Raw genomic sequence first — 26995 nt, 5'->3', positions numbered from 1 at the left:
ATTTTCTTTACATTAATCCCTGCTTCATGAGCGCATCCACAGCACTACATATCGCATTCTTCACATGGGAATAGGTTAATCCGCCTTGGACATATGCCACATAAGGCGGTCTTATAGGGCCATCCGCTGATAGTTCAATGCTTGCTCCCTGGACAAAAGTGCCGGCCGCCATAATGACATCGTCTTCATAGCCCGGCATATAGCTCGGATATGGTGTCACATGGGCGTTGACAGGAGAAGCGTACTGAATGGCCTGACAAAACGCGATCATCTGCTCCGGGGTGGAAAATTCGACAGACTGGATCAAATCGGTCCGCTTGCTGTCCCACGAAGGATTCGTCCTAAAGCCGAGCTTCTCAAGAAAGCGGGCTGTGAATACGGCTCCTTTTAATGCCTGGGAGACGACATGCGGCGCAAGGAAAAAGCCCTGGTACATCTCCTGAAGGGTGTACAACGACGCACCGGCTTCACTGCCGATTCCAGGTGATGTCATTCTGTAGGAGCAGGCTTTCACCCATTTTTCCTTGCCGGCGATATAGCCGCCCGTTTTGGCGAGGCCGCCTCCCGGGTTTTTAATCAGCGAGCCTGCCATCAGATCCGCTCCAACATGGCACGGCTCACGCTCTTCTACAAATTCGCCGTAACAGTTGTCGACGAAAACGATGATGTTCTCGTTTATTTCTTTAACAAAGCGAATCATCTTCTCAATCTCATCAATTGTAAAAGACGGACGGTCTGCGTATCCTTTTGAGCGCTGGATTCCGACAACTTTTGTCTGCGGTGTGACGGAAGCTGCCACGCGGTCAAAATCAACGGCTCCTTTTTCAGTCAGCTCGACATGGCTGTATCCGACCTGGAAATCTTTCAAAGACCCCGAGTTTTCCTCACCTCTGACGCCGACGATCTCTTCGAGGGTATCGTACGGTTTGCCTGTGATGTAAAGAAGTTCATCTCCCGGGCGGAGAACGCCGAATAAAGCAATTGATATCGCATGGGTTCCCGAGATGATCTGCGGTCTGACAAGGGCCGCTTCACCGCCGAAGACGTCGGCATAGACTTTTTCCAGCGTATCGCGGCCGATGTCATCGTAGCCGTAGCCAGTCGATGGTGTGAAATGCGTATCCGATACTTTGTGCTTTCTGTAGCTTTCAAGCACCCTCCACTCATTTCGTTCACTGATTTCATCAATTGTTTTATGGATTTGAGCGATATCGGTTTCAGCCTCTACCGCCGTTTTCTTTAGTAGATCTCCGTGTTTTAATGTCTCAAACATGTTCTGCAGTGTCCTTTCCTACATATACTTCTTCAGCTCTCCCAAAATGTTTTGGTCAGGGAGAATATATCCTTCTACTTCATATACTTCGCGATCTTCGTCAAAAACAGTGCTGTTCGCCATTGTCTCAGACTTGATTCTCGACAACAGCCTTCCTTCTGAAGCGGGAATCCTTACGTCATACGGAACGAGCAGTTCCTTTTTCAGATAGTCTTCAACCGCCTGCTTAAACAGCCGCAAGTCTCCGTCTATTTTGGCGCTCGTCATGATATGCCCTCTCCCTGAAGAAGGGATGAAATCCGGCCGCTTCCGGTCTCTTTTGTTATAGACGGTTAAAACGGGAATATCGTCGGCTTCAAGTTCTTCAAGAAGGCGCTTGACCGTCGCTTCGTGGCCCTCGTAGTCTTCGTGTGAAGAATCGATCATATGAAGAATCAGATCGGCTTCTTTTACTTCTTCGAGCGTCGATCTGAAAGCCGCGATCAAAGTCGTCGGCAGATCCTGAATAAACCCGACCGTATCTGAGAGCAGCACGCTGTATCCGCTCGGCAGCGTCATTTTGCGGGTCATCGGGTCAAGTGTGGCAAACAGCAGGTTTTCTTCATAGCTGTCGGCGTCTGTAAGCCTGTTAAACCAGGTCGATTTCCCTGCATTGGTGTAGCCGACGAGCGCGATTTGCAGTACGCCGTTTTTCTTTCTTCTTTCTCTGTATCTGCTTCTGTGGCGAATGACGGTAGACAGCTGAACATTGATTTCATGAATCCGGTTTCGGATATGACGCCGGTCGGTTTCCAGCTTTGTCTCCCCTGGGCCTCTTGTTCCGATTCCGCCGCCTTGCCTTGACAGGTTGATTCCCTGGCCGCTTAACCGCGGGAGGGCGTATTGCAGCTGCGCCAGCTCAATTTGCAGCTTTCCTTCCCTTGTCCGCGCGCGTTTGGCGAAAATATCGAGGATCAACTGCGTCCTATCGATAATTTTCACGTCAAGCGTTGTGACAAGCGCTTTCAGCTGACTCGGCGACAATTCATCATTAAAAATTAAAACATCGGGCGACAGCTCTTCACAGAGCACCGACAATTCATCTACTTTTCCTTTTCCGATATATGTAGCAGCATCCACACGGTTCCGCTTCTGCGTGACCGTGGAAACAACCGTTCCATCGGCCGTTTTCGTCAGCGCGGCGAGCTCTTCCATCGAGTATGAAAAACGCTCATCAGATACGTGCGGAAGCTGGCATCCGACTAATATGGCTTTCTCTTTCATGACGTCCTGTCCGTTCAAATGATCATGTTCCTTTCTTAACGTTAGTCAATTAAGCAGTACTATCATAACAAACGAAGGGAGCGGTTGCCAGAAATCCTCGAAAATAAAAAAAGAACGCGCCATTATACGTGCGGCGCGTCTTCCTTCAAGTCGAGATCCTGGCTTTTGATGGTTATCAGATCATTCTTTAAATAGCAGTCTCCCATCAGCAGTCTCATCGCCTGCGACCGGATGGATTTTTCGATCAGGTTGCGGACGAAGCGGCCGTTGCTGAACTTCGCGGGGCTGACCGTGCTTTTGACGGCCATCAGATGATCTTTCAACTTCCATTCGGCCTCAGGGCTGAACTGATATTCCCTTTCCGCCATCATCCGTTTCGCAATGTCCATCAGCTGGCTGACTGAGTAATCGGGAAAATCGATGCTGATCGGAAACCTTGACTGAAGGCCTGGATTTAATGAAAGAAAATGATCCATTTCCCGCGAATATCCAGCGAGGATTAAAATAAATTCGTTCCGCTTATCTTCCATATGTTTGACTAATGTATCGATTGCCTCCTTGCCGAAGTCTTTCTCTCCACCTCTGGCAAGGGAATAGGCTTCATCGATGAACAGGATTCCGCCCATCGCTTTTTTGATTAAATCCCTCGTTTTTTGCGCCGTATGACCGATGTACTCACCGACAAGATCGGCGCGCTCCGCCTCGATCAGATGGCCTTTTGAGAGAACATTCATCTCGTAAAAAAGCCTGCCGATCAGCCTGGCGACGGTCGTTTTTCCGGTTCCCGGGTTTCCTTTGAACATCATGTGTAGCGCCTGTTTTCCAGCTTTAAGGCCTTGTTCTTCACGCTTTTTATTGACGAAAATCCAGGCGTAGATTTCCTTAATATTGCGCTTCATTTCCTCCATCCCGACCAGGGTGTTCATTTCCCTTTCAATTTCCTTCAGAATGCTGTGTTTGGCTTCATTTTTTTGCAGTGCGGCCTGATATTCGGCTTCAGCCTCTGAATTGGCCAAAACCTGCTTTTGACCGTTCAGTATGATATTGATTTGTCCGTTGTTTTTATAAGTAACAGCCCTTTCCAACACACTCACCTCACCATTCTCTCTTTATATCCTATTCATGGCGCGCTTAAGCCGTGACAGACGCCCACATGACTGCGCATTCCGATGTTTTTTGAGAAGGACGGGGCAGGTCTTGTTGAAACCTGCGCTTTCCCGAGAAATACTTTATTTCTTATTGTATTCAGGTAAGCTGTGCGGACAAACCAATTTTTTATTTCTGTTTGCCTTTTTGGTGAATGCTTAACGGGTTGACATGTTAGATCGGAAGAAAATGATGAATGATGAGGACCTTTGGGAAATGTACCAATCCGCCGCGCCGGGATAAAAAATGAAATTGAAGTGTTTACTAATTTGGTTAAATAGAATTCTGTCTCAAGAAGAATCAGAACTGATCGAGACAGCAAATTAGTATGGCGATTTATTTACTTATACACGTAGCAAGTCCTTCGCTAACCGTAAAATCTGTGATAAGATTTGCCTTGGCTGCCTCTAAAGAAAACGATTACAGTATTGTTGCCATTCCCTTTTTGCATTCTATTTCATCGGCTGTACTCTTTCACCTTTCGCTGTAGTCTTTTCAATTTTAATATAATGTTATTTTTCGTAATAATAAGCTTTGACCCAATAATAGTTTCTCCCCTTATGTTCACACCATTCAACAAATCCCTTTGATTGTTCTTTTGTAAACATCACCCAGTCATTCAATAGATCTTGATAATAGTTAAGTGCTTCGTTATTGTTTTTTCTTGTTTGTTGACACTCTACCTTGTTGTTTAACTCCCGGGACTTAGCAAGAAGTGCTGTATCTTCTTTAATATCGCCAAGATATAAATCTTCGGATATATGATGGAATGAATACCAAAGGGCGTTCAAATTAATATCGATTAGCGTTAATAAGGATAATTGTTCATTGCTGCCACCAAGTCTAAGTGCGTTGTGTAAGTAATCAACACGGTTTTCAGTATTTAAAAACACCCCATACCACCTATATGGTCTTGGATCTTCGGGATTACTCTTCATCCATCTCTCAAGTAAAGGCTTTAAAAGTTCCTTTTCCAATGGATGAACGAGTACATGGTGAATATCATCTGATGTTTCAAATAAAGCAAACAGCCAACAAGCAAAATTCTGTTGTGCATTATCATCCCACATCTTTGCTTCATCAATAAAGGAAGATAATGCTTTAAAGGATTCCTTACGCAACCCTTTTTCTTTGAGGGAACAAAACTTTTTAAATAACGGATATACATCCAATCTGTCATTTTTTAAGATATTAGTTAAGACATTTACCATTTTTACACCTCTCTTTGCTCAGGATAAATTCGTAATTTTATTCTAATATCTATGATCGGCACGCTTTCTTTCAATGGATGATTTTTTACCTACCAGTGAGTGCCCTTATAAGACCCGCTTAAAACTTCTATTAATGCCAAATCACGATCATCCATGGTTTTAATAATTTTTATTCTTTTATACCTTGGTATATCAATTGTATTTACTCCATCACTTGTTAATTCAGATATACTGCCGTAGTTCTTCTCTAACGTCTCGATAGACTTAGCACCATGAATATTCCTGAGAATCTCGATTTCATCTCCAGCTTTGTATCCCCCAGATCCAGGTAAGAAAAGGACTGCTATAACTGCTAGAGCTAGAAGAACGCCAGCAATTCCATAAAACGCTTTTTTCATGAGTTCTATTAATTTATCTACGAAGTTGATTATTGGATTATTTATATATTGGTGTTGTCTGTTTTTCACTCGTGATTGCATTCTGCCCTCTTCTTTCTTATTTTCTTTATTGCGTCATGGTGATCATTAGGGTACTCAATATAGCTTCCGTCATTCCCTGAACAGCAAATGTCTTTTCCCAAATCATCTTCAGTTCTCCTTCAGTCACGTTTCCATCACCAAACCATGTAACCCGATTCTCATTTAAAAACACCTCCAAGTCATATTTCGGATAAGATTGATCCGATTTCAAACTCGAAGGTGTTTTTTTATTTGTCTCATCTTGTGGGGCAGTCCGGCAGTTCCCTCGTTTGTTTATCAAAAATGGCACGTTTCGTTTTTCTGCACCATTCGTTTTTTTGAACGCGGGCGTAAACATGCGGCGTTCTCACTGTGTTATATTGAGGCGCCTTATTTTATGTACGTGATATTCGTTTTCTGTCTAGATAAGCAGTGACGCTCCATTTATCCCTTCTACACTGACATAACACAGAAAGGGAAAATTAAATTTCTTATCTTTTATTAGATTTAAAACCTTCTGACACCATGTTTTTTCCTCTTTGGCCAGTCTGAATTTGCGATCAATCAAGATATAACGGCCAAAGTTTTTTGACATGCTATCCGATTCCTTGTTTTTTTCTAGCTCCGCCATTTTGTTCAATTGGGTATCAATTGTTTTTTCTAAATTTTTGATTCGATCCTGAATCAGTTTTGCAGAATCTTCCTCTTTCAACAACCAAATCGAATATACTTTAATAAGAAATTCGTCCCTATTTATTGGATCTGAAGGAGATACAGCGATCCAATCTTCTAACGCTTCTTTTCCCTTGTCAGTAATGGAGTATATTTTTTTATCAGGTTTCCCTATTTGCTCTACATGCTCGTATTCAAGAAATTCTTCTTGTTCCATTTTATTTAGCAAAGGATATATTTGACTATGTTTTGCCGGCCACACTACCTCCAGGTACTGAACTAACTCATATCCTGAACAAGGTCTTCTGCCGAGAACGCTCAGAATGGCATACCCTAAAGTATTTATATCATTCACCTCAATCTTTAAATGGCGGTTACTTTATACTATTTTTAAATCCAAAGGTTAAATAAACCCTCATTAATACCCAAGTTATACATATAGTATACACCAAAAACAGCACTTATTACACCCGTCGTCATCCCTAGTGTTCCGCTGATTGCCCCTCGCTTCTTACTCAGCACAAAGGGAATTCCAATGATTGTTGTAAAGAAAAGCATACCAATAACTGTTCCTGCCCCGAATATAAGAATATATATTGCCGCTTCCTCTACACTCTTGACAGTACTTATCGTTAATAAGACCATGGCTCCACTTCCTGCAAGACCATGAACTAAACCGATGAATGTTGATCTTAAGTACGTTACGTTTTTATGGCGGCGCTTATGGTCGCCGCTGCTTTGATGGGTGTGGAGATGTTTGTGTTGATGCGTATGTACAGGGCTATTCTTGAAAGAAAGAATCGTTTTAACCCCTAAATAAACAAGCATGACTCCTACTAAAAATTCTAAGGACATCGACCATTTTTCTGATATTTGCCCCTTCATTACAATGACAATGATTCCAACTATAAACAATGTTACAGTATGGCCAATGCCCCAAAATATGCCCGCTAAAGAAGCTTGCCATAACTTTTTACTTTGACTTGCAATTGTCGATACCGCAATCACATGGTCAGGTTCAATCGCATGCTTGATTCCTAAAATTAATGCCAGCATTAAAACCGAGAATAATGTACCTTCCACAAAATACAGCCCCTTCTTGAATCTGAAAAAAACCAACAATTGAACAGTTGCTGGTTTTTTAACCGTTAATATTTTCTTAAAAAACTCGGGGTTTTGTTAAACCATACTTGGTTGAGGAGATGATGAAATTCGGAAAACAGACTTTCGATGATCTGTGTTTGATTTGCTAATACCCGTACGGAAAACCCAGGGACAGGCAATAAAGATATGCCTATTTTATATTCTTTTGTCTGAGTATCCACGGCCTGATATAAACGATCAAGAAGGTCATGATCTACTTGTTCATTGATCACAATCATGGAACCTAAGTGAGAATAGCCTTCCATTAAACCCAGACCATCTATATTTTGTTTGGTCGGGCATAGTTTGATATGGTCATAGACTGCCAGCTCATTTTCCATATAGATTTCATTAATGAATTGAAGCATCTCATAGGTAAACTTTTCTCCACTAGGAGACCATCCAGGAGTCACAATATCTGAATAAAGGAACGTACATTCTTTTTCAATATATACTATATTTTTTTGTTTATACCGTGCATTTTGATAGCCGATAAGCGGATCGGGAATGTACTCAAGATAACTGCCTTCCTTAAGGTTAAATTCCGTTTCCTGATATGCATGTGTATGCGGTGTCTTATATATTTTAGTTGCCGCTTGGGTTGTTAATGTTAATCTTGCTTGTTTCTCCAGTGAAATCTTCATTTGATAGCGATCACCGTCTAAATAACCGCCGCCGGGGTTTAAAATATAATAACAGGCTTGTCCTGATTCATCATGATAAATAGGACGCATGACTTTATACGCCCCCTGAAAATACACATTTTTCGCAATGGTCTTTCCATTTTTTTCTTCAGCGCTCAAACGCAAAACGCCTGTCCAGTCCCCCATCTTACTCCAGTCCTTTTAATAGTGCATTTTCCTTAATCCAGTCAATGACTTGATCAAGACCTTCATTCGTTTTTAAATTTGTAAAAGCGAACGGCTTGTCTCCGCGGAAAACCTTCGTATCAGATGCCATAACGTCCAGATTTGCTCCAACGAAAGGCGCTAAATCTGTTTTATTGATGATAAACAAATCAGATTTAATCATTCCTTGACCGCCTTTTCGCGGTATTTTCTCCCCTTGGGCCACATCAATAATATAGATTGAAAAGTCAACAAGTTCAGGGCTGAATGTAGCTGCCAGATTATCTCCGCCGCTTTCAACGAAAATAAGTTCAACGTCTGGATTCTTCTTCACCAGCTCATCAATGGCTGCAAAGTTCATTGACGCGTCTTCGCGTATTGCCGTATGAGGGCAGCCGCCTGTTTCCACACCTATAATCCGATCTGCGGGAAGCACCCCGTTGTTCATTAAAAACTTGGCATCTTCTTTTGTATAAATGTCGTTTGTCACAACTGCCATACTCATTTCATCTTGCAAATGCCGGGTTAATTTTTCGACTAACATCGTTTTCCCTGCTCCTACAGGTCCTCCTACACCGATCCTAATTGGTTTCATACCTAACACTTCCTTTTTTATTAAGACATGAAAATACGAATATTTACACGCTCGTGCATCATTTGAGATAATTCTAAACCGGGAGAAACAATCCCAAATTCTTCTTCATTTAAACTTTGAATTTTTTCTGTTGCTTCGATTAAAACAGTCTGAAATTCTTGAATTGTCTTTTGACCTGCCACTTGCCCCAGAGGGACAGCCCGTACCGCATTTTGAACAAGATTTGAGACTGCTGAATACAAATAGTACAGTGTAGTCGTTGATGAAGGGACACCAAGATGATGACCTACAATCGTAAATACAATGGAGGGATGTCCAAACGATTGCTTTTGATTTATACGCTCCCGATATGTTGAAAGAATGGGTATATCATATAGGGATTCAATAAGATTTAACATCCGCTCGCCCATCCTTTGGGTTCCTTCTCTTGTTTCACGCGGCAAACTTTGAACAGTCAACATGCGATCTAATTTCCATACTGTTTGTAAATCTTCGTTCTCTAAAGCTTCATATACAAGACGGGAAGCCAACCCATCTGAATAGATGAGCTGCTCGTTTACATACGTATGAAGCCATTGTACGAACGTTGCTTGATCATGGACTTTATCTTCTTGAATATAGGTCTCAAGACCATACGAATGACTAAAAGCCCCTATAGGGAAATTTGAATCACATAGTTGGAGTAAAGATAAAATATTAATCATGGCTATGACCGATATGGCGGAAAGCCTGTTTTACTTTTCGGTCTTCACGTTTATATGGAATTTGCAGGTCTTGAAGTAACTCTTCTACAAGATAATCATATTGAACAAGCATTTCGTCCTCTTCAAACTGCGCCGGCAGGTGGCGATTTCCTAATTGATGAGCGATCGTTCCCATTTCATTCAAGGTGCGCGGTTTGATAACTAATAAATCATCGGACAGTACATCGATGACGATCATATTTTTATCGTCCATATACAAAACATCACCAGCGACAAGGTCACGCGCTTCTTTTAAGCGTATTCCAATTTCGTTGCCATGATCTGTTTTCACCCGTTGGATTCGTTTTACTAAATAAGCACTTTCAAGGTAAACTTTTTCAATATGGCGTTTTTCAATTTCCTCTTTTTCCATGTTTTCAAGATTTGTTACGATTTGTTCAATGATCATGACTCTCACCTCAGAATAGGAAATATCGTTGACCCATTGGCACCTTATCAACAGGGTCACATGTAATTAATTGGCCATTTACTTTTACTTCATATGTTTGTGGATCGACCGTTATTTCAGGAGTTTCGCCATTCAGCTTCATATCTTTTTTCGTTAGTTTGCGAATACCGCGAACCGGAAGAATGATTTTTTGCAACCCAAGCTTCTCATGCACTTTGTCATCGAAAGCTGCCTGGGAAATAAACGTAATGGAAGTGCTGGACAGCGCCTTGCCAAACTGTCCATACATTTGGCGGTAAATAACAGGCTGCGGTGTCGGGATAGAGGCGTTAGCATCTCCCATTAAGCTCTCTGCAACAAAGCCGCTTTTCATCACCATTTCAGGCTTCACACCGAAAAATGCTGGATTCCAGACAACGAGATCGGCCATCTTCCCTCTCTCGATAGAACCGACATATTCGGAAATACCATGAGTAATGGCAGGATTAATTGTATATTTGGCAATATAACGTTTTACGCGGTTGTTGTCCGAAAGCTCGCTGTCGCCCGCCATTGTTCCTCTTTGTTTTTTCATCTTATCGGCTACTTGCCATGTACGTAAAATGACTTCTCCAATCCGTCCCATCGCTTGGGCATCCGAACTAGTCATACTGAATACACCCATATCCTGGAGAATGTCCTCAGCTGCAATCGTTTCGCGTCTGATACGTGAGTCAGCAAACGCCAAATCTTCCGGAATAGATGGATTCAAGTGGTGACAGACCATTAACATATCTAAGTGCTCGTCTACCGTATTGACTGTATAAGGTAATGTCGGGTTCGTAGATGACGGCAGAACATTGTTAAAGCTGGCCGATTTAATTAAGTCAGGAGCATGTCCTCCCCCTGCACCCTCTGTATGGTACATATGAATGACGCGATTTTTAATAGCTGCCATTGTATTTTCCATAAATCCGCCTTCGTTTAATGTATCCGCGTGAAGGGCAACCTGAACATCATATTTGTCAGCCACACTTAGCGCATGATCGATAGCTGAAGCTGTAGCGCCCCAATCCTCATGAACTTTCAGTCCAATGGCGCCGGCGCGTATTTGCTCTACCAGTGGAGCTTCTGAAGCGGCTTGTCCTTTTCCTGTAAACCCAACATTAATCGGCATGCCCTCTGCCGCTTCAAGCATTCGGTGCATATGCCACTCGCCCGGTGTAACCGTGGTAGCCTTTGATCCTGCAGCAGGGCCTGTTCCTCCTCCAATTAGGGTGGTAAGACCTGAAGCTAATGCTGTTCTGATTTGCTCCGGATTAATAAAATGGACGTGGGTGTCAATTCCGCCCGCAGTTACAATCATACCTTCAGCAGCAATAACTTCTGTACCAGAGCCAATCACAATATCCACATTGTCCATGATTAGCGGATTACCTGCTTTCCCGATTCCAGCGATTTTGCCATCACGAATTCCAATGTCCGCTTTATAAATACCAGTGTAATCTAAGACAACAGCATTCGTAATGACAACATCTGCTATTCCCTCTCCACGTGTAACTAAAGGGTGTTGTCCCATTCCATCACGAATAACTTTACCGCCGCCGAATACCACTTCATCTCCATATGTCGTGTAGTCTTTCTCAATTTCGATGAGCAAATCTGTATCTGCCAGACGAATAGAGTCCCCTGTAGTCGGGCCGTACATTTCAGCGTATTGCTTTCTTGGCATCTTGAAGCTCATGATTGGTTCCCCTCTTTTTCTAATGATCCGTCCACTTTATTATTAAATCCGTATACCCGGCGTTCGCCGGCGTAAGGCACTAATTCCACTTCTTTTTCATCCCCGGGCTCAAAACGCACAGCTGCTCCTGCCGGAATGTTTAGTCGCTTTCCAAATGCTTCTTCTCGTTTGAATTGAAGCGCTTCATTCGCTTCATAAAAATGAAAATGTGAACCTACTTGAACTGGGCGGTCACCTGTATTCGTTACATTCAATTTGGACGCCGCTCTTCCGACATTACAAATGATATCCGTTTCTTTTAAAAATAGTTGCCCCGGTTCCATTTCAATAGCCTCCTATCCATTTTATTTAATTGGACTATGTACAGTTACAAGCTTTGTGCCGTCTGGAAATGTAGCTTCTACCTGGATATCATCAATCATTTCCGGAATGCCTTCCATTACATCTTCCCGCGACAAAATGGTTGTTCCATATTCCATCAACTCCGCAACTGTTTTTCCATCCCGTGCTCCTTCCAACACTTCATACGTTATCAGGGCTACTGCTTCCGGGTGATTCAATTTTAATCCCCGTTCTTTACGTCGCTTCGCAAGATCTGCTGCCACAACAATCATAAGCTTGTCTACTTCACGCGGTAATAGTTGCATCACAAAACCTCCCTGTATTTTTATTACGACCAAACGGTGAGCATTCATATAAGGGGGAGCCAGTTCATTAACATTCTGAGCTGAAAGCGCAAAAACTAAAAAACTGAAAATATATTTGATTCCCCTGCTTCTGTTTTAAATGTATATCATTTTTTACATATATGTCAATTTATATATTCAAAAATTTATATATGATACACTGAAGATATATAACCTTGAAAAGAAAGGAGAATATTCATTATGCGAAAAAACAAACATCATTTATTAAGCGAGGCGGTGTTTTCCCGTTTAATAACAGCTTCTCTCAAAGGCATCTCTCAAGTCATCCTGATTGAGAATGTTATGACCGGCTTTCTAATCCTTATAGCCATTACTATTTTTTCCTATTATTTAGGTATAATCGCTTTGTTGTCCGCTATTATCGGTACTTTAGTAGGGAAATTGGGAGCGGCAGATGAAAAGATTATAAATGAGGGTCTATTAGGATATAATTCTGTGTTAACAGGAATGGCATTGGCATCATTCTTAACTGGCCCTTACATGTGGCTTGTCGCTTTAATTGGATCAGCCTTAGCAGCCATTTTTACAGCCGCCATGATGCATTTTACGAAAAGAACCGAAGTTCCAATTCTTACATTCCCCTTTGTTATCCTGACATGGTTTATATTGCTGGCTTCATACAAATTAAATGGGGTTAAATTAAGCTCTGCCCTGATACCTCAGGATTTAACACACTGGGAACTAAAGACAGCAGGGGGAGTCAATTTAGTAGACGGGGTCTTTCATGGAATTGGACAAGTATTTTTTCTGAATAACACAGTATCCGGGATTTTAATTTTTCTAGCCGTATTTTGGGCAGGAAGAAAACTGGGACTTTATGCAGTTATCGGAAATGCAGTTGCCATCATCATTGCATTCCTTTTAGGAGGAGAGCGTTCTCTCATAACATTGGGTCTTTACGGGTATAATGCAATTTTAACAATCCTGGCCGTATCTGCCATTTTTAAAAGTGAACATAACCGGTTTTCATTTTTGTCAGGGATCATTTCAGCTTGTCTGACAGTGCCTATAACAGCGGGACTCAGCACTTATCTTTTGCCATATGGACTCCCTGCCCTAACAATGCCGTTTGTTCTTTGTTCATGGCTGTTTTTAGGTGCAAGAAAGGTTCTGCAAAACTTATAAGCATTGCCTATTGATGATGTAAATCAGCCGCTTAGTGGTTACGCAAGAAATAAAAGTCATGGAAGAAACCCATGATGTCTTACTATACGAATCTACTCGCGTTTAGACATTAATGAATGATAACTTGTGAAAAACGATGGTGAGCTAAAAACTTACAGGAATGCCGGGACTTTGATAGGAATGTTCCATTTCATTGACACTCTCACTTCAGAAATATCTGGAATCAATCGATTACCACATGAAACAGACTTATTTTTCAATAATGATGCTATGAGAGCGTCTCCGACATTATTCGCTAGATAAGACCCTTAGGCCAGTCAGTCTGAAGGTGTGCTGCGGCCGCTGTTCAGCTCTCCCCTGTAAACTGTGAAAAACTCATATTGGCGCAAGCATATTCTGATGGTGCCGATGAAAACTGTTCCAGCTTTGTTTTCATTGATCAACGAGAGGGGCATAAATAAAGAGGATTTGGACACAGAGAGGTGAAAGTAACTGATTTGGTTAATGAAAAAAATTCTGTCTCAGAAAGAATAAGAATACAAACGATTGAGACAGAATTTTGTCTTACGATTTACTTATACACGTAGCAAGTTCCTTGTATAACCGTAACACATGTATATGTTTCATGATAAGATTTACCTTGGCTGTCTCTAAAGAAAACAGTTACAGTATTGTTGCCATTCCATTGGAATTGATAGGCGTCTGGATACTTGTCTCGAATCGGAGTTAAATCCGGCGCAGCACTTGCAGGTAATCCGGATACCAACAGAGCCCCAGCAACTGCAACCGCTCCCGCTACTTTTTTGAGTTTGTTTTTAAACATAAACACATCCCCTTTTCGTTTTGTTTACCTATTAAATGCTTGTCCATTTAATAGACACCTTGAGCTTAACACCAAAAGGATGAAAAAATTGTCAAATGGTGTAGAATTGAAAAATAATTCAAAAATAATACACATTTTTACAATTAATGAATATAGAGATGTTTCCTTTTCTTCATCTTCTCTTTTTAAATTTTCAATATTTGTGAGGTAATGTCATCTAGATAAATGGTGACATATTGAGTCTTTTACAGGGTGCTTGACAATGATATGTTATTTTATTGGATCGCACAGGCAACAAAAGTTGAATCACAATTTAATCTAAGTATTTTACAGTGAAAGTTGCGGTGATTGGATTATTAACAAGGCTTATTTAAAAAGCTCAATCACGTTCAAGATGAACGTGCGATAGAAAAGGCATGGATATCATTTTATTTTAGGGCTCCTTTTTATACAACACTCGACTGGATGGCGCAGTCAAGTCTTTTTTTATTTAATATCATGACCTAATAGTCAGATAATAAATCCATAATAGTAGTACTTTTGCTTAGTTAATCGGCAGTCATTATTATCGATTAATTTTCAGTTCGTGTAGTGCTTTCCATCAATACAATTATTTCTCAACATTATTAAATGGGATACTTTTTGTTATTTCGGCAGATCTTACTCCTGTGGATTCTTTTGATGTTACCAAATAAAAAACCCCTTTAAAGTAGTATACCCCATGATCATTCATGTGCTTTTTACAGCCTACTTAAAGGGGATATTATCAAATTAAAAAACTTTAAATTTTATTATTCGACCTTTATGATCAAATCACCTAGTTCATTTTGTGCTTCTTTAAATACTTCTAAAACTTCGTCGGCACTATATCCTAAATAGCTTTTGCTTTTCTCAAAATCCCTCCAAATAATGGTTACAGGTCTTTCAATCCATCCCGTAAGACAATCCCACAGCGCATTTAAATTCTCCCCATAATAGTCAGGGAAGTCTAGTCTTTCCTTCAATGTTTTATGTAAACCGTCTAATGTTCTAAATTTATCTCCATCAAGTATAATTTCATCCATTTTTTTATCTACCTTTCTTTATTTTACTTTTTTGAAAGTTTTGTAATGATCAGTTGTTTTATAAATCAATCCATCATTTGAATATAAAATCCTTTCGTTCCCTCTATATCGATTAGCAAGCAAGCTAATTTCATTGTTTTCTCCCTATTCACATAAAAGACTGGTACATTGATCTATGGGAAAGTCATTAACTAATATAAAAGGCACCATAGTCGGTGCCTCATTATCTTTTAATTTTTTCACCTATTAACGGTGTGATCGTGCCTAATTCTTCAGGGGAATAGCCAAAGGAATTCAATTGATTTTCGATTAATTCTAAGACCTCATAATAAGAGAAATTCGAACCTAATCTATAATTTTTTTCTTCGGCACTTTCTCCGTCTGTAGGGTTCAATGATTCATTGTACTTCTCTTGAATTTCGCTCACTAAATCCACTAAGAAATTTTTCATTTCGTTTTCCATTTTTACATCTCCTTATTTTGATTTTAATATACCTTCAAGAATTTGTTTTTGTTCTTGCTGTCTTTTGATATCAGAAGGCCATTTTTTAGTGATTAAAGCTTCTTGCTGTCTAGGGTCTAAACTTTTAAAGTGAGGTATATGTTTTTCGGGATTCTTTATTTTATCTTTGTGTTCAGCAATCTGTTTATCTATAGAACTTATGCCTTTCTTAATCTGTTCCGGTGATTTTTCTATATATTGTTTATAAAAGCCTGAGTGTTTTCCACCGTTTTTAGCGATGTCATATGCGCTATTTGCCTTTTTGCCAGCATTAATTGCTTTTTCACCGTTCTCAACAACTTTTGCAGTCTTAGCAGTTTTTTCTGAAATATTTAGTGCTCTCCCTACAAGCTTAGCAGTACCTGATGTAACAACACTTACTCCAGCAAGAGTTCTTTCAAATCCAGAGAGTTCCTGTCCGGTAATTAAGTCTTTGCCGGTAATAGCCTCAGCTCCACCTTTTACATTAGATGCTAGTGGAATAAAATCGATTAAAACTGATAAAGCAAGAGCTCCCTCATTTAAAGTCTTCTCATTCTTCTTTAAATTTTTGTTAGCATTATCAACTTTGTTTTGGGCTCTTTTTAACTGTTCCTTTTGTTGTTTTGTTTTCTTAGCCTGATTCTTTGTGATTTTTTTATTTTTGACTTTACTTGATTTTTTATCGTAATCATCTAAAGCTTTATTGCTTTTTTTAATTGCTTTGTTTAGTTTGTCAGTTGACTTATTTAATTGGTTCATCCCTTTGTTGGCCTGGTTAATACCCTTAACCATTTGGTTCATGTTAGCATTCGCTTTATTGGTCTCTTTCGTCATGTCTTTCGTTATTTTTATAGAGACATCCAAGGCTTTATTACATTCATCCATCGCCTCGCTAACTTCATTCATGGAATGTATAACATTATCCATCGATTTATTCATTCCATCTACAGCATCATTCATTTGATCTAAGCCTTTGATCATTTGGTTCTCGGCTTCTATCATTTGCTCCATTATTTCATGAATGCCATCGAGCGCTTCCATTGTTTGTTTATAAACCCATAATGCTTTATTTATGGCTGGTATAATTTTAGTTTCTATCTCTTTTATTATTTTTTCTTCTATTTTCTTAATTCTTTTATGTAACGCTTTAAGCTTAACATCTACTACAGCGGCCGCCTTTTTTAACTTTTTGTTTAAAAGGGCTTTTTTTTGCTTATCGAGTGATTCGTATTCTTTTTTTAATAATTTCCAGACCTCTACTTCTTTTTGAATTTTTTTTATTTGAGCTTCATTTAACGTAACTCCTGATGCAGCAAATGCCCTTTCTGGCATTGTGAAAGTTGTTGAAATGGCAGTGAATAAAAATGTAAATATAAATAAAACACTTAGTACTTTCTTCAAACAAGCTCTCTCCTTGGTAAAATAAGTTTAGTAATCCAATACTATCCTCCTTTATATAAAATCACCAAGGAATTATACAGGTATATAAACTGGAATTCAAGAAAAATAAACCATTTAAACTTTAAAAGTATAATAGAGTTCTTTTTCTACCTTTATTTCTACACTAAAAAAGACCAACAGAAAATTTGGCTGGTCTACATTTCATATAACTTGATTTAACAAGATTTTAAAATGCTGCTGGGAAAAGGCATAGAAACACTTTAAAAAATGTTTTAAACAATATGTTGAACCGACATTAAAGAAACTTTGTGTACTTATAAGTGTTAAAGAAGGAAGTGGGAATGCAATACGCCAAATATTAGTGAGAATAATAACCCTCCCTCTGTATATTGCAAGAAACAGAGAGAGGGTTATCTTAAAACCTTATAATTTAACTTCAAGTTTCAATTCTAATCGCAACATCATAACTGTCATTTTCCGTATGAATATACGAAGAAGCAGCAACTCCTGTGAAACCCAGCAATAAAACTGCACAAATCAATAGTTTAGATTTCATTTAGAAAATCTCCCCTTCGAATTTGTTTTCGTGCTTCAATTGCTTTACGATAAAACTCATTTGCACCCCGAATTTCACCTTGTTCAGTTAAAGTGTCACCTATACACACTCCATACCATTCCATATCAGGATATAGCTTTTTTTCTTCGAAAAACTCGAAGGCTTCTCTTACAAGGTCCAAATCGGAATCTAAGTAAATTCCTTTAACGATCTTCAGTGTCGCCAAGGTTTCTGCAATATTGTTTTGCTGAGCTAGCTTTAATGATTTCTCATAGAATTTTTTTGACGACCTCAGATCATTTTGCCTTGCTTTTGTGTAAGCCAAAAGGTATAAAGCTCTTGCCGTAAATTCATCATTTTTCGGTTCAAGAATATCTAGGGATTTTAGATAAAATTCGGATGATTTATCAAATTCTTCAAGGTTAGTATAACATACTCCAATGTTAAACAGTGCTTTTCTGATCAAATAATTTTCGCCAAATTTCTCTGCATCCTCTAGTGCTTGTTTGAAATGCTTCATGGCCTCTTCCATATGCATATTGTCTAGCCAGTTACCTGCTATAACAAACTGACAATGTACACGTCTGTTACCGTAAGCTGGCTCTTGTTTATAAATAGCGTAAGCACGCTTAGCATAATTCATAGAGAAATATGTTTGCTTCATGTGATAATATACCTCAGCCATTTTAAAATAGAACTCAGCCTTTTCTGTACTATCTCCTTCAATCGCTTCTATTTCCAATTCAGCCTTTCTATAGCAATTCAATGAGAATACGAGTTCTTTTTGTCTGAAATAGTACATCCCCATAAAAAAGTGATAATAATATTCAAGCATTCCGTTAAGGTCTTGACATCCTCTTGTTTCTTTCAACTCTTGATAATGTTTGTCTATCTTTAAGTCAGCGTTTGGATGAAGTTCTTCCAGCATAAGCTGATGACGAAAATCCAACAGTGAAAAGTAAACAAGAGCATCTTGGTTTTCTTCCATTACTTTTATTTCTTGTTCAACTTCAGTTTTTGCTTTTTCAGCAGCAGCGCTTCTATTATTTTTTATACAGTTATACCAATAGTTCATCTTCGTTGCTACTAGATCATAAGGAATAACACTCTCAGTAGACATTTAATAAACCCCTCTCTATGTAAATATTTTATCTCTGTAACATTCAATCCCTTTTTGATGTAAGATCGACATTACCTTCATTGAATATTCCAATAAACAACAGAATTTATTCTATTATATCGAATTATCTGAATGTTAAGAACGAAAAATGTCTATAATTGTTATGCCGAAAATTGAACTCACTAATATTGTTATAGCTCAAAGCTATCTTTTTTGGCCTTTGATAAATCGGATCGTTGAGATTTTCCTAGTTTTGTGAAAGCTAGGATACCAAGTCCTGCAAGTATTTCGACTACCCCTCCAAAAGCAATGACCTTCCCTGCCCCAAAAACAGTCGCAGCATACCCCGCCGCTAAAGCACCGATAGGAATCATCACATATGAAATCATACTGATGACAGCATATACCTGCGGCTGATCCTCATCATTTACCGAAATTTGAATGATCGTATGTTCCGGAACATTTATTGCACTAATTGTTGCTCCTAAGATAAAAGCTGCTGCAAACACCAATATTAAAAGCGAATTGATACCTGTAATGAAAAAAGCTGTTCCTTCTACAATGCCAGCGGCAACAAACAACAATCCATAACGATTTACTCTCACTCTAGTCAGTATGAAACCCATTAAAAATGCTCCGCCGGTAGTTAGAACCCTCACTATAGAATGAATGATTGCCCCCTGGTTTAAATCTTCCGCTATATAGACTGCTGCAAGTGCTTCCCATGGTGCCGATCCTAAGTTCAAAAACACACAGAAAATCGCTAATGGAAACAAAATATGATGACGTCTTACAAGCGTAAATCCCCTTCTTAACTTCTTCAAATATGGCTCTCGCGATTGAATTGCTCTCGCATTCTCTTCCGCCTCACTCCCACCATATTGAATGAATAAGACCAAAATAGCTGACATTACATAGAGAGGTAATATCAGAAGCATTGTAGGAGCTGCACCGATCAATACAATTAAAACACCGCATAGTGTAACTGCTCCTAGTTTTATTGCTTGGCCTGCGGATTGTATTGTCGCATTTGCCTTTTGAATAATATCCTCTTTCACAATTTTCGGAATTAAAGAAACAGAAGCAGGATCATATGAGGCTCCCGTTGCGGAATGCAAAAGCATAAGCAATATGATAAACGCCAAAGGAGAAAAACCATTAAAATAGAAAACCGGGATCATCAACATTATGAATGCCCTAGTTAGGTCTGAAAAGAACATCCAAAATTTTAATTGATCCGTTTTCATCAAAGGAGTAATGATTGGCCCCAAAATAGCTTGAGGAAGAAAACTTACAGCTATTAAAAAAGCTGTCCCGATAGCCCCTTTTCCATCTAAAATAAGAAACCACAGGATTGTGTTAAATGCCAAAGAATCGGCCGTTATCTTTATCATCTTAGAGCAAAACAGAAAGGTGAAGTTTTTTTGCCACACAGTATTGCTATTCATTTTTAAAGATCCCCCTTACCACAAATCCCTCATTCTTACAGCAAGTTTGTCTTTAAGGATATCCTATTCCCGGATTATGTCAATGACAATTTGGAATAATTAAGGTAATTTTTATTTAAAGGGATTAGGGGTACTTGTTTTATAATCTTTCCAGTTTTCTCTTCGCAGGGAGCTTAAAATCCGCTTCAAAACACCTAAAAATTTTTATTTGCTTATGAGAGCATCTTTGAATTTTCGTGTTTTCATTTTCAACTATGAATTGACGCTTCATCATGCGAAATAGCCCCTAATTGCAGTTCGCCAATCAGGGGTCTATTCGATCCCATGTTAATGCATTACACTTTTTTAGGTTTATTAATCGCTTTTAAAATAAGGACTGCGCTCATAAATAATATAATATCTTTTATTTCCGCTCTAAATCTTTGCTTTTCACTTCCTTTAATATCTCCCTAAGCAACTGTTGAGTTTCCTCGTTTTGTTTGCGATTTATCTTGTTTTCCTTTACCAATACGATCATGTAATATAAAAATAAAATGATAGCAGAAAGGATAAGCAAATTAGGCAGCAGCACACTTAACATTTTATATGGAAACCTCCTCTTAAAAGATGGCAGTCAAACGATATAAACACCTTTTTCCATTGAATATGTGAACCCCCTTTTTGCTTGAAGTGAACAGTTGCACTTTGCCGCGCTTTAAAAACTTGTTACATAAACCGAATTCTTCAAGCGGCGGTCACTGATCATATCAACTTTTAAAATGGAGTTTTTTATTTCTTCAAATTTTGACAAAAACAGGGCAGGTCTTGTTGAAACCTGCGCTTTCCCGAAAAATAATTGTGCGAGTCAAACCAATTTTTCATTTCTGTTTGCCTTTTCTGTAGATCAGCCATCCGGCCAGAATGATCAAAAGGCCTGATGCGTCATAGGCAAGGTCGAATAAGAGGCGGTTCGGGCTTAGCGGGTTGACGTGGTGAATCTGAAGAAGATGATGATTGATGATGCCCTCGAGGAAATTAAACCAGCCCGCTCCTAACAAAGAGGCTCCCCAAAAGATGTGTTGCGGCCGGCTGCTGCTCAAGTCACCTCTGTTCCACAACAGGATCCCGCCGATAAAAAGAATGACGAGCGAAAACAGATGGAACAGTCCGTCGCTCATAATTTGGTGAGAGCGGTCTGTGTCCATGTACACGCTGTGCCATTGAAGCAATTGGTGAAAAACAATGCCATCGATCATGGCGATGATACCCACACCGAACAGAAAAGGTCCCCAAAACGCTTTTTTGTTTTTCATATGATTTGTCCTCCTTTACTTGCTAATCTGTTATGTACCCGCCGGCTTAAAAGATCAAACCGGTTATGTTTACATTCTCTCCTGAAAGCGATTATCCTCTTTTTACCATATGAGTATTTAAAAAGCTGATCCGAAAAGGTGTCTTCATTCCTTTCAGATCAGCTTTTTTATTTATGAAAGGCGGGAAGCCCGCACACGATTTGTTTCCATTTCATTAATGGTAAGTGTCTCAGGGTCAATCACGACACCGTAATCTTGCAATGCTGATTCAATGCTGACAAACTCGTTGAAGACGTCGTCCAGCACCTTTTCGGGTTCACGTTCCAGCGGATTTCCCCAGCCTCCGCCGCCTGCACGGTAAAATTGGATGATGCCGGCCGCAGGCATTTTGACTTCAAAAGCCGTTTCCTCGATCTCTTTGGCTTCGTCTGTTCCATACCCGACGATCACCTTGTTGCTTGGTGCATCGCCAGCTCCGCAGAAGCCTTTTGTTGTATTTCGGACCCCTGCCATCATGACGCTTGTGCGGCTTTCCTTTAAGTGCTGGATCTGAACATCCAACCCGGGGGTGCCTCTCCATCGGCCTGCTCCCGTAAAATCGCTCGTATATTCATGCTTTAATACACGGCTCGGGTATTGAACTTCAGTCATTTCAATAGATGGCAGAATAACTCCTGTCATAACAGGCGGATAAAGCCCCCATCCGTCCGTTTCGTATGCAGCCCCCGCACCGCCGGTATAGCCGTAAAAATTCAGGTTCACCCACGGCTTCCCGTCGTCGTATTTTCCGTGGGAATAAGCGAGAGGAAGCTTATGGGCGTTCACTCCGACGCGTTTTGGCGCACATTGGGAAATGGCCTGGAGAACAGCCTCGGCTATTTCTGCTCCTACGCACGCAGTTGCGTGTCCGCACGGTGCCGGCAGCTGCGGGTTCACAACTGTTCCTACAGGCGCAGTTACTGTTACCGGATTCATATATCCTTCATTGATCGGAATATCCTCATCACAGCAAGTCGAAATACCGACAAAAGCAAATGAAGTCGTATTTGAAAGCGGGCTGTTGATGAAGCCCTTTACTTGCGGAGAGGAGCCGGTAAAGTCAATGTGAAGATCGCTGCCTTTGACGGTCACCGTTGCGCGAACCTTAATATCGCGGTTGCCTTGAAAGTCGTGGTCAGCAAATGTTTCACCGACATAGGTGCCGTCCGGCCAGCTGGTGATTTCATCGCGAACCCTGTTTTCTGTATATTGAATCCGGTTGTCAATGGCCGTAATCACCTTCTCGGCGCCATACTTATCCAGCATCGTTTGGATTCGGGAGGCAGCGACCTTGCATGCCCCGATCATCGCGTTTAAGTCGCCTTCAAGCCAATGGGAAAGCCGGTTGTTTGCAACAATTAAATCGAATACATCCCTGCGCTTTTCTCCCCGCTCATAAATTTTTAATGGCGGAATCCGCAGCCCGTCATGCCAAATGTCTTTTGAGCGCGGATTGTACCCTCCGGCAACCGGTCCTCCATTATCGGCCATATGGCTTCGGACAGCAGGGAGCAGGATCGGCTTGCGATTATAAAAAACCGGCATGACGATTGTCCAGTCAAGGCTGTGCGAGCCTCCATGATACGGATCATTCACCAGGAGAATATCTCCGGGATGAAGATCGTACCGAAAAGCGTCCAATAAATGGTCAACTGCGCCTACTACCGCATAAAGGTGCAGCGTACAGCCCGGGGCTTGCGCGACAAGGCGCGATTTTTTGCCAGAAAGGTCAAAGACGCCCGTCGTAAAATCGTGTGCTTCGTTAAACAATGGTGAACGGGCCGTTCTCGTAACAGTGGCGCTCATTTCCCTGGCAACCGCATCAAGGGAACCGCCGACCACCTGTGATAGAATAAAGTCCTGATTAATCATAGCTGCTCCTCCTTTTGAGAGTACGTAAAGACGAGGAGCTCGCCTTTTTTCACATGTTGGTTTACCGTGCTTTCATAAAAGATTTCGTCACGATCTCCCGTTCTTGACAGAGACCCGTATTCTCCCCTTTCACTAAAAGGCAGAAGAAGGTTGAAATAAATATCGTCCTCCTGGTTAAGCAGAGACACTTTCATTTCCTCCCCATTGTCCGTCCACTCCCGGGAAACCATTTTAAAACCGTGGTAAAGCTCCAATTCCTCTGCAGAGACAAGCATCCGTTGACCAAATAAAGCAGGCGGCCCGAAGCCTTTTGAAGCTGATGGATACCCGGGCGCCAAAACGATTGATTTCGTTTCAGCTTCAGCGCCAAGCTCCGGATAAAAAACGGCCTGCGGACCTGTCCCGTAAATCGGCGGAAATTCTTCATTCGTGCTTTGTCCGTTTTGAATGGCTTTATATACCGCTTCAGCGATGAAATGGCCGGTAATGCTTGGAGCTAATGCTGTCGCTGCAGGAAATCCCGGATCCAAAATCGTACCCAGCCTCGTCTTCGTTTGAAAAGGTTGAAGCGTTCCTTCATTGATCGGTATTTCATCGGCAATTCTCGCCAGGAACGGCCAAACGGCAAACGCCTTCGTTAAAGCGGCAGGCGAATTAACCGGCTTTACGGATTGCGCCGATGATCTGCTCAAATCGATTTCAACCGCATCGTCCTTCTTTGAAATTTGCACATGAATTGTACTCTTGCTTCCTTCGGAAACTTCAAACTCCTGGACAGCGCTCATTTCTGTTTCAGGCAGATAAGAGACATGGTGCTCAACCCTTTTGCGGCTGTATTCAAACATGCTGTCGATCGATTCGGTCACTGTTTTCTGGCCGTAGCTACCAAGAAACGTTTTCAATTGCTGTTTGGCGCCATGCAAACATGTATACATGGCTTCCAAATCCGCTTTAAAAGAAGCGGGCACCCGGCTGTTTGATAATAAGAAACGAAGAATATCGGTCTGCAGAACGCCTTGCTTATAAAGCTTAACAGGTGTAATTCTGATATTTTCCTGCCATACTTCAAATGCATCGGGATGGAATCCGCCCGGATACTCGCCGGCCAAATCGATCATCTGAGCGCGGACAGCAGGGAAGAGTACGAGCTCCCCTTCAAGAAATAACGGCGCCGCCATGGTGAGCGACTGTCCTTTCGTTCCGCCGCTGTATGGATCTGCGACGAGCAACACATCTCCATCTGCGATATCAAATGAAAAATAGTCGAACAGATTTTCCACGCTTTCTTTTAATGCGAACAAATGTTCAGGCTCATATTGATGTTGAACCGCGATTTTCAGCTCATTCGTAAAAATCGCTATAGCAAATGCCCGGTCTTGCGAAAGCAAAGAGGAACGGGAGATTCGCTGCAAATTATCCCCGATTTCTCTGCCGATCGATTGCAGCTTGCTATAAAGAATTTGAGCTTGGATCATGCATTTCCACCTCTAGTCGCCTGCTGAGAGTGCTTTACTTCAATGACACAGTTGCGGTAAGAATCGATTAGAGCCTCATGTCCCGGATAAACAACAATGGTCGTACCCCATTGCTCAATGATGGCCGGACCGACAATCAAGTTGCCCGGCTCAAGCATTGATCCGTTGAAAATAGGCGTCCTCGTCGGTTCGATGTCAAAATACATATCGCGTTCACCTGTTTTCGCTTTTGAAGGGTCCTCCTGCTCAAACGGCTCCTCTTTAAGCTTTAACGGCTCTCTGACGCCAACCAGGTCAAGGCGGAGATTTAAAATTTCAATGTCGTGCTCGGGATCTTTATGGGCAAACATTCTTTCATGAAGGTCATGGAAATCTGCCGCCGTTGCTTCAAGATTCAATTCTGTAATCCTCCGCGTCCTCGATTTTACCGGTACGGTTACTTCATGGACTTCCCCGGCGTAGCGCATATCGATAAAGCGGCGGGTTTCATATTGATTGGTGACCGACTGGCCTCCAAGTTTTTCGCGGGCCGTCTGTTCCATCTTTTCAAAATCGGCATTCATCGCTTGCAGGTCAACGTTTTTCAGACTTTCAAAGCGCGTCCTGAGCTCCGTTACTTTAAGGTTTGCTGCCACATCGCCGAGCGCACAGAAGACCGGGGCAAGGGACGGAACAATAACGGTTTTAATGCCGAGGTCTTCCGCCTGCTTGCCTGCATGGATGGCTCCGGCGCCGCCGACAGCCATTAGGGCGAAATTCCTTGGATCATGACCCCGTTGTGTCGTCACAAAGTGGACTGCATTTGACATATCGCTATTGACGATTTGTGAGATTGCAAGAGCGGCTTCTACTGTCGAAATTCCGAGCGGATCGGCAATCTGTGTGCGGATCGCCTTTTCAGCCAGTGAACGGTCAAGCTTCATTTCTCCGCCTAGAAAGTTATCTGGGTTAATATAGCCTAAGAAAACATTCACGTCCGTAACTGTCGGTTCTTCTCCGCCTCTTCCGTAGCAGGCCGGCCCCGGATTGGAGCCTGCGCTTCGCGGGCCGACTTGTAAAGCTCCGCCGCTGTCAATCCAGGCGATGCTTCCGCCGCCGGAGCCGATCGTGTGAATATCCATCATCGGCAGGGCAACCCGGTATCTGCTGATCCAGTTCTCAGTCGTGATCGCCGGATTTAACTTTTCGATAACCGAGACATCGTAGCTTGTTCCGCCCATGTCTACGGTAATGACGTTCTCGTAGCCCGATTTTTCTCCGATAAAGGAAGCAGCCGTCACTCCTCCGGCTGGACCTGAGAGAAGGCCTCCTGCGGCAAATTTTCCGCTTTGAATGACATTTTGGACCCCGCCGTTAGATTGCATGACAAACAGTTCTCCGGCAAATCCGTCTTCGCGAAGCCGTTCGTCAAGATGGTTCAAGTAGCTTTGCATGGAAGGGCCGGTAAACGCGTTGACAATGGTCGTGCTCACCCGTTCAAATTCCCGAATCTGCGGCAGCACTTCATACGATAACGATACAAACATGCCGGGAGCTTCCTCTTGAATAATCTCTTTAACGCGGACTTCGTGCGAAGGATTCATGAAGCTGAACAGAAAGCATACAGCAATCGCCTCGATCCCCTCTTGGATAAACCCTCGGACTGCCCGGCGGACGGCTTCTTCATCAAGCTCAGTTACGACATTTCCTGTATGATCCAGTCGTTCAGGAATCCCCACACGATATCTTCTTGGGACAATTTGATAAGGTGCTTCCAAGCGCGGAGAAAACACGCTTTCTTTGTACGCGCGGCGGAATTCGATTTCGTCCCGAAAGCCTTCCGTTGTGAGAAGCCCCACCTTTGCTCCGTTATATTCCAGCAAAGCGTTAGTGGCAACTGTTGTTCCATGGACCACTAATGGACTATTGGCTAACAGGTCCTTTACGTCTATTCCGATGATTTCAGCCATTTTTTTAATTCCGTTCATGACACCATCAGACTGATCAGGGGTTGAAGGCGTCTTCGTCGAAACCATTTTCCCTCCCTTGTTGACAGCCACTAAATCTGTAAACGTCCCGCCGACATCAATTCCAAATACCCATTGGTTTTTTTCATTCATCATTGA

General features: G+C 41.5%; 27 protein-coding genes. 1 reads left to right on the top strand and 26 read right to left on the bottom strand.

Annotated features, from left to right (window positions below):
- Window positions 1-7: 7 nt before the first annotated feature.
- The 15 genes from ACH97_RS18115 to ACH97_RS18045 all read right to left on the bottom strand — a co-directional run bounded on the left by ACH97_RS18115 (window position 8) and on the right by ACH97_RS18045 (window position 12131).
- On the bottom strand, window positions 8-1273 hold the full coding sequence (locus ACH97_RS18115; protein ID WP_020451549.1) for a methionine gamma-lyase family protein: 1266 nt from the start codon (window positions 1271-1273) through the stop codon (window positions 8-10).
- Between the two features lie 18 nt (window positions 1274-1291).
- Window positions 1292-2536: a GTPase HflX gene (hflX, locus tag ACH97_RS18110; RefSeq protein ID WP_020451548.1), complete on the bottom strand. Its 1245-nt coding sequence runs from the start codon at window positions 2534-2536 to the stop codon at window positions 1292-1294.
- Between the two features lie 122 nt (window positions 2537-2658).
- Window positions 2659-3624, bottom strand: a complete 966-nt coding sequence (spoVK, locus tag ACH97_RS18105) for a stage V sporulation protein K (protein ID WP_003182136.1) — start codon at window positions 3622-3624, stop codon at window positions 2659-2661.
- 570 nt (window positions 3625-4194) lie between these two features.
- Window positions 4195-4893: a hypothetical protein gene (locus tag ACH97_RS18100; RefSeq protein WP_020451545.1), complete on the bottom strand. Its 699-nt coding sequence runs from the start codon at window positions 4891-4893 to the stop codon at window positions 4195-4197.
- Window positions 4894-4982: 89 nt separating this feature from the next.
- Complete coding sequence (locus tag ACH97_RS18095) at window positions 4983-5360, bottom strand: hypothetical protein (protein WP_125897614.1); 378 nt, start codon at window positions 5358-5360, stop codon at window positions 4983-4985.
- Between the two features lie 37 nt (window positions 5361-5397).
- Window positions 5398-5709: a hypothetical protein gene (locus tag ACH97_RS18090; protein WP_020451543.1), complete on the bottom strand. Its 312-nt coding sequence runs from the start codon at window positions 5707-5709 to the stop codon at window positions 5398-5400.
- Between the two features lie 63 nt (window positions 5710-5772).
- Window positions 5773-6378 carry a PadR family transcriptional regulator gene (locus ACH97_RS18085; RefSeq protein WP_080646589.1) on the bottom strand — a complete coding sequence of 202 codons (606 nt, stop codon included), beginning with the start codon at window positions 6376-6378 and terminating at the stop codon, window positions 5773-5775.
- A 35-nt stretch (window positions 6379-6413) separates the two neighbouring features.
- The gene (locus ACH97_RS18080; RefSeq protein WP_020451541.1) at window positions 6414-7106 is read right to left on the bottom strand and encodes a HoxN/HupN/NixA family nickel/cobalt transporter; all 693 of its coding nucleotides are present in this window, start codon (window positions 7104-7106) and stop codon (window positions 6414-6416) included.
- Between the two features lie 65 nt (window positions 7107-7171).
- Window positions 7172-7996, bottom strand: a complete 825-nt coding sequence (locus ACH97_RS18075; protein ID WP_020451540.1) for an urease accessory protein UreD — start codon at window positions 7994-7996, stop codon at window positions 7172-7174.
- 1 nt (window position 7997) lies between these two features.
- Window positions 7998-8609, bottom strand: coding sequence for an urease accessory protein UreG (ureG, locus tag ACH97_RS18070; RefSeq protein ID WP_020451539.1), 612 nt, complete (start codon window positions 8607-8609; stop codon window positions 7998-8000).
- Window positions 8610-8629: 20 nt separating this feature from the next.
- Window positions 8630-9313 carry an urease accessory protein UreF gene (locus tag ACH97_RS18065; protein ID WP_020451538.1) on the bottom strand — a complete coding sequence of 228 codons (684 nt, stop codon included), beginning with the start codon at window positions 9311-9313 and terminating at the stop codon, window positions 8630-8632.
- Window positions 9306-9761: an urease accessory protein UreE gene (ureE, locus tag ACH97_RS18060; RefSeq protein WP_020451537.1), complete on the bottom strand. Its 456-nt coding sequence runs from the start codon at window positions 9759-9761 to the stop codon at window positions 9306-9308. Before ureE ends, ACH97_RS18065 begins: the two co-directional genes overlap by 8 nt.
- Window positions 9762-9771: 10 nt before the next feature.
- Window positions 9772-11484 (bottom strand): urease subunit alpha, encoded by a 1713-nt coding sequence (gene ureC / locus ACH97_RS18055; RefSeq protein ID WP_020451536.1) that lies wholly within the window; start codon window positions 11482-11484, stop codon window positions 9772-9774.
- Window positions 11481-11807: an urease subunit beta gene (ureB, locus tag ACH97_RS18050; RefSeq protein WP_020451535.1), complete on the bottom strand. Its 327-nt coding sequence runs from the start codon at window positions 11805-11807 to the stop codon at window positions 11481-11483. Before ureB ends, ureC begins: the two co-directional genes overlap by 4 nt.
- Before the next feature lie 21 nt (window positions 11808-11828).
- Window positions 11829-12131, bottom strand: coding sequence for an urease subunit gamma (locus ACH97_RS18045; protein ID WP_020451534.1), 303 nt, complete (start codon window positions 12129-12131; stop codon window positions 11829-11831).
- A gap of 240 nt (window positions 12132-12371) precedes the next feature.
- Here ACH97_RS18045 and ACH97_RS18040 point away from each other — a divergent pair, with 240 nt between their 5' ends.
- Window positions 12372-13316 (top strand): urea transporter, encoded by a 945-nt coding sequence (locus ACH97_RS18040; RefSeq protein ID WP_020451533.1) that lies wholly within the window; start codon window positions 12372-12374, stop codon window positions 13314-13316.
- A gap of 571 nt (window positions 13317-13887) precedes the next feature.
- Here the strand turns inward: ACH97_RS18040 and ACH97_RS18035 are convergent.
- The 11 genes from ACH97_RS18035 to ACH97_RS17990 form a co-directional block, all read right to left on the bottom strand.
- The gene (locus tag ACH97_RS18035; protein ID WP_020451531.1) at window positions 13888-14139 is read right to left on the bottom strand and encodes a hypothetical protein; all 252 of its coding nucleotides are present in this window, start codon (window positions 14137-14139) and stop codon (window positions 13888-13890) included.
- Between the two features lie 791 nt (window positions 14140-14930).
- Complete coding sequence (locus tag ACH97_RS18030) at window positions 14931-15203, bottom strand: barstar family protein (protein ID WP_020451529.1); 273 nt, start codon at window positions 15201-15203, stop codon at window positions 14931-14933.
- 223 nt (window positions 15204-15426) lie between these two features.
- Entirely contained in the window at window positions 15427-15666 is a 240-nt protein-coding gene (locus ACH97_RS18025; protein WP_020451528.1) for a hypothetical protein, read from the bottom strand.
- A 12-nt stretch (window positions 15667-15678) separates the two neighbouring features.
- Window positions 15679-17088 (bottom strand): pre-toxin TG domain-containing protein, encoded by a 1410-nt coding sequence (locus tag ACH97_RS18020; protein ID WP_020451527.1) that lies wholly within the window; start codon window positions 17086-17088, stop codon window positions 15679-15681.
- A 545-nt stretch (window positions 17089-17633) separates the two neighbouring features.
- Entirely contained in the window at window positions 17634-18764 is a 1131-nt protein-coding gene (locus ACH97_RS18015; protein WP_020451526.1) for a Rap family tetratricopeptide repeat protein, read from the bottom strand.
- 191 nt (window positions 18765-18955) lie between these two features.
- Window positions 18956-20212, bottom strand: coding sequence for an MFS transporter (locus ACH97_RS18010; protein ID WP_020451525.1), 1257 nt, complete (start codon window positions 20210-20212; stop codon window positions 18956-18958).
- A gap of 403 nt (window positions 20213-20615) precedes the next feature.
- The gene (locus ACH97_RS23840; protein ID WP_020451524.1) at window positions 20616-20792 is read right to left on the bottom strand and encodes a hypothetical protein; all 177 of its coding nucleotides are present in this window, start codon (window positions 20790-20792) and stop codon (window positions 20616-20618) included.
- Window positions 20793-21069: 277 nt separating this feature from the next.
- Window positions 21070-21504, bottom strand: a complete 435-nt coding sequence (locus ACH97_RS18005; protein ID WP_020451523.1) for a DUF2243 domain-containing protein — start codon at window positions 21502-21504, stop codon at window positions 21070-21072.
- A 171-nt stretch (window positions 21505-21675) separates the two neighbouring features.
- Window positions 21676-23415, bottom strand: a complete 1740-nt coding sequence (locus tag ACH97_RS18000; protein ID WP_020451522.1) for a hydantoinase B/oxoprolinase family protein — start codon at window positions 23413-23415, stop codon at window positions 21676-21678.
- Window positions 23412-24890, bottom strand: a complete 1479-nt coding sequence (locus ACH97_RS17995) for a hydantoinase B/oxoprolinase family protein (RefSeq protein WP_020451521.1) — start codon at window positions 24888-24890, stop codon at window positions 23412-23414. The genes ACH97_RS18000 and ACH97_RS17995 overlap by 4 nt, the downstream gene beginning before the upstream one ends.
- A complete protein-coding gene (locus ACH97_RS17990) occupies window positions 24887-26992 on the bottom strand; it encodes a hydantoinase/oxoprolinase family protein (protein WP_020451520.1) in 2106 nt (701 codons plus the stop codon). Before ACH97_RS17990 ends, ACH97_RS17995 begins: the two co-directional genes overlap by 4 nt.
- Window positions 26993-26995 lie beyond the last annotated feature (3 nt).

Origin of the sequence: Bacillus paralicheniformis (genome assembly GCF_001042485.2) — a bacterium.
GTDB classification, from domain to species: Bacteria; Bacillota; Bacilli; order Bacillales; family Bacillaceae; genus Bacillus; species Bacillus paralicheniformis.
The sequence above is the reverse complement of the archived record's forward strand: the minus strand, read 5'-3'. Positions and strand labels throughout refer to the sequence as shown.

Excerpts from the sequence above, each read along its gene's own strand:
- ureC (WP_020451536.1), bottom strand. The coding sequence starts at position 11,484 with ATGAGCTTCAAGATGCCAAGAAAGCAATACGCTGAAATGTACGGCCCG.
- ACH97_RS18015 (WP_020451526.1), bottom strand. The coding sequence starts at position 18,764 with ATGTCTACTGAGAGTGTTATTCCTTATGATCTAGTAGCAACGAAGATG.
- ACH97_RS18090 (WP_020451543.1), bottom strand. The coding sequence starts at position 5,709 with ATGTTTACGCCCGCGTTCAAAAAAACGAATGGTGCAGAAAAACGAAAC.
- ureE (WP_020451537.1), bottom strand. The coding sequence starts at position 9,761 with ATGATCATTGAACAAATCGTAACAAATCTTGAAAACATGGAAAAAGAG.
- ACH97_RS18045 (WP_020451534.1), bottom strand. The coding sequence starts at position 12,131 with ATGCAACTATTACCGCGTGAAGTAGACAAGCTTATGATTGTTGTGGCA.
- hflX (WP_020451548.1), bottom strand. The coding sequence starts at position 2,536 with ATGAAAGAGAAAGCCATATTAGTCGGATGCCAGCTTCCGCACGTATCT.
- ACH97_RS18040 (WP_020451533.1), top strand. The coding sequence starts at position 12,372 with ATGCGAAAAAACAAACATCATTTATTAAGCGAGGCGGTGTTTTCCCGT.
- ACH97_RS18115 (WP_020451549.1), bottom strand. The coding sequence starts at position 1,273 with ATGTTTGAGACATTAAAACACGGAGATCTACTAAAGAAAACGGCGGTA.
- ACH97_RS17990 (WP_020451520.1), bottom strand. The coding sequence starts at position 26,992 with ATGATGAATGAAAAAAACCAATGGGTATTTGGAATTGATGTCGGCGGG.
- ACH97_RS18100 (WP_020451545.1), bottom strand. The coding sequence starts at position 4,893 with ATGGTAAATGTCTTAACTAATATCTTAAAAAATGACAGATTGGATGTA.
- ACH97_RS18075 (WP_020451540.1), bottom strand. The coding sequence starts at position 7,996 with ATGGGGGACTGGACAGGCGTTTTGCGTTTGAGCGCTGAAGAAAAAAAT.
- ACH97_RS18025 (WP_020451528.1), bottom strand. The coding sequence starts at position 15,666 with ATGGAAAACGAAATGAAAAATTTCTTAGTGGATTTAGTGAGCGAAATT.
- ACH97_RS18000 (WP_020451522.1), bottom strand. The coding sequence starts at position 23,415 with ATGATTAATCAGGACTTTATTCTATCACAGGTGGTCGGCGGTTCCCTT.
- ACH97_RS17995 (WP_020451521.1), bottom strand. The coding sequence starts at position 24,890 with ATGATCCAAGCTCAAATTCTTTATAGCAAGCTGCAATCGATCGGCAGA.
- ACH97_RS18035 (WP_020451531.1), bottom strand. The coding sequence starts at position 14,139 with ATGTTTAAAAACAAACTCAAAAAAGTAGCGGGAGCGGTTGCAGTTGCT.
- ACH97_RS18065 (WP_020451538.1), bottom strand. The coding sequence starts at position 9,313 with ATGATTAATATTTTATCTTTACTCCAACTATGTGATTCAAATTTCCCT.
- ureB (WP_020451535.1), bottom strand. The coding sequence starts at position 11,807 with ATGGAACCGGGGCAACTATTTTTAAAAGAAACGGATATCATTTGTAAT.
- ACH97_RS18010 (WP_020451525.1), bottom strand. The coding sequence starts at position 20,212 with ATGAATAGCAATACTGTGTGGCAAAAAAACTTCACCTTTCTGTTTTGC.
- ACH97_RS18030 (WP_020451529.1), bottom strand. The coding sequence starts at position 15,203 with ATGGATGAAATTATACTTGATGGAGATAAATTTAGAACATTAGACGGT.
- ACH97_RS18005 (WP_020451523.1), bottom strand. The coding sequence starts at position 21,504 with ATGAAAAACAAAAAAGCGTTTTGGGGACCTTTTCTGTTCGGTGTGGGT.
- ureG (WP_020451539.1), bottom strand. The coding sequence starts at position 8,609 with ATGAAACCAATTAGGATCGGTGTAGGAGGACCTGTAGGAGCAGGGAAA.
- ACH97_RS23840 (WP_020451524.1), bottom strand. The coding sequence starts at position 20,792 with ATGTTAAGTGTGCTGCTGCCTAATTTGCTTATCCTTTCTGCTATCATT.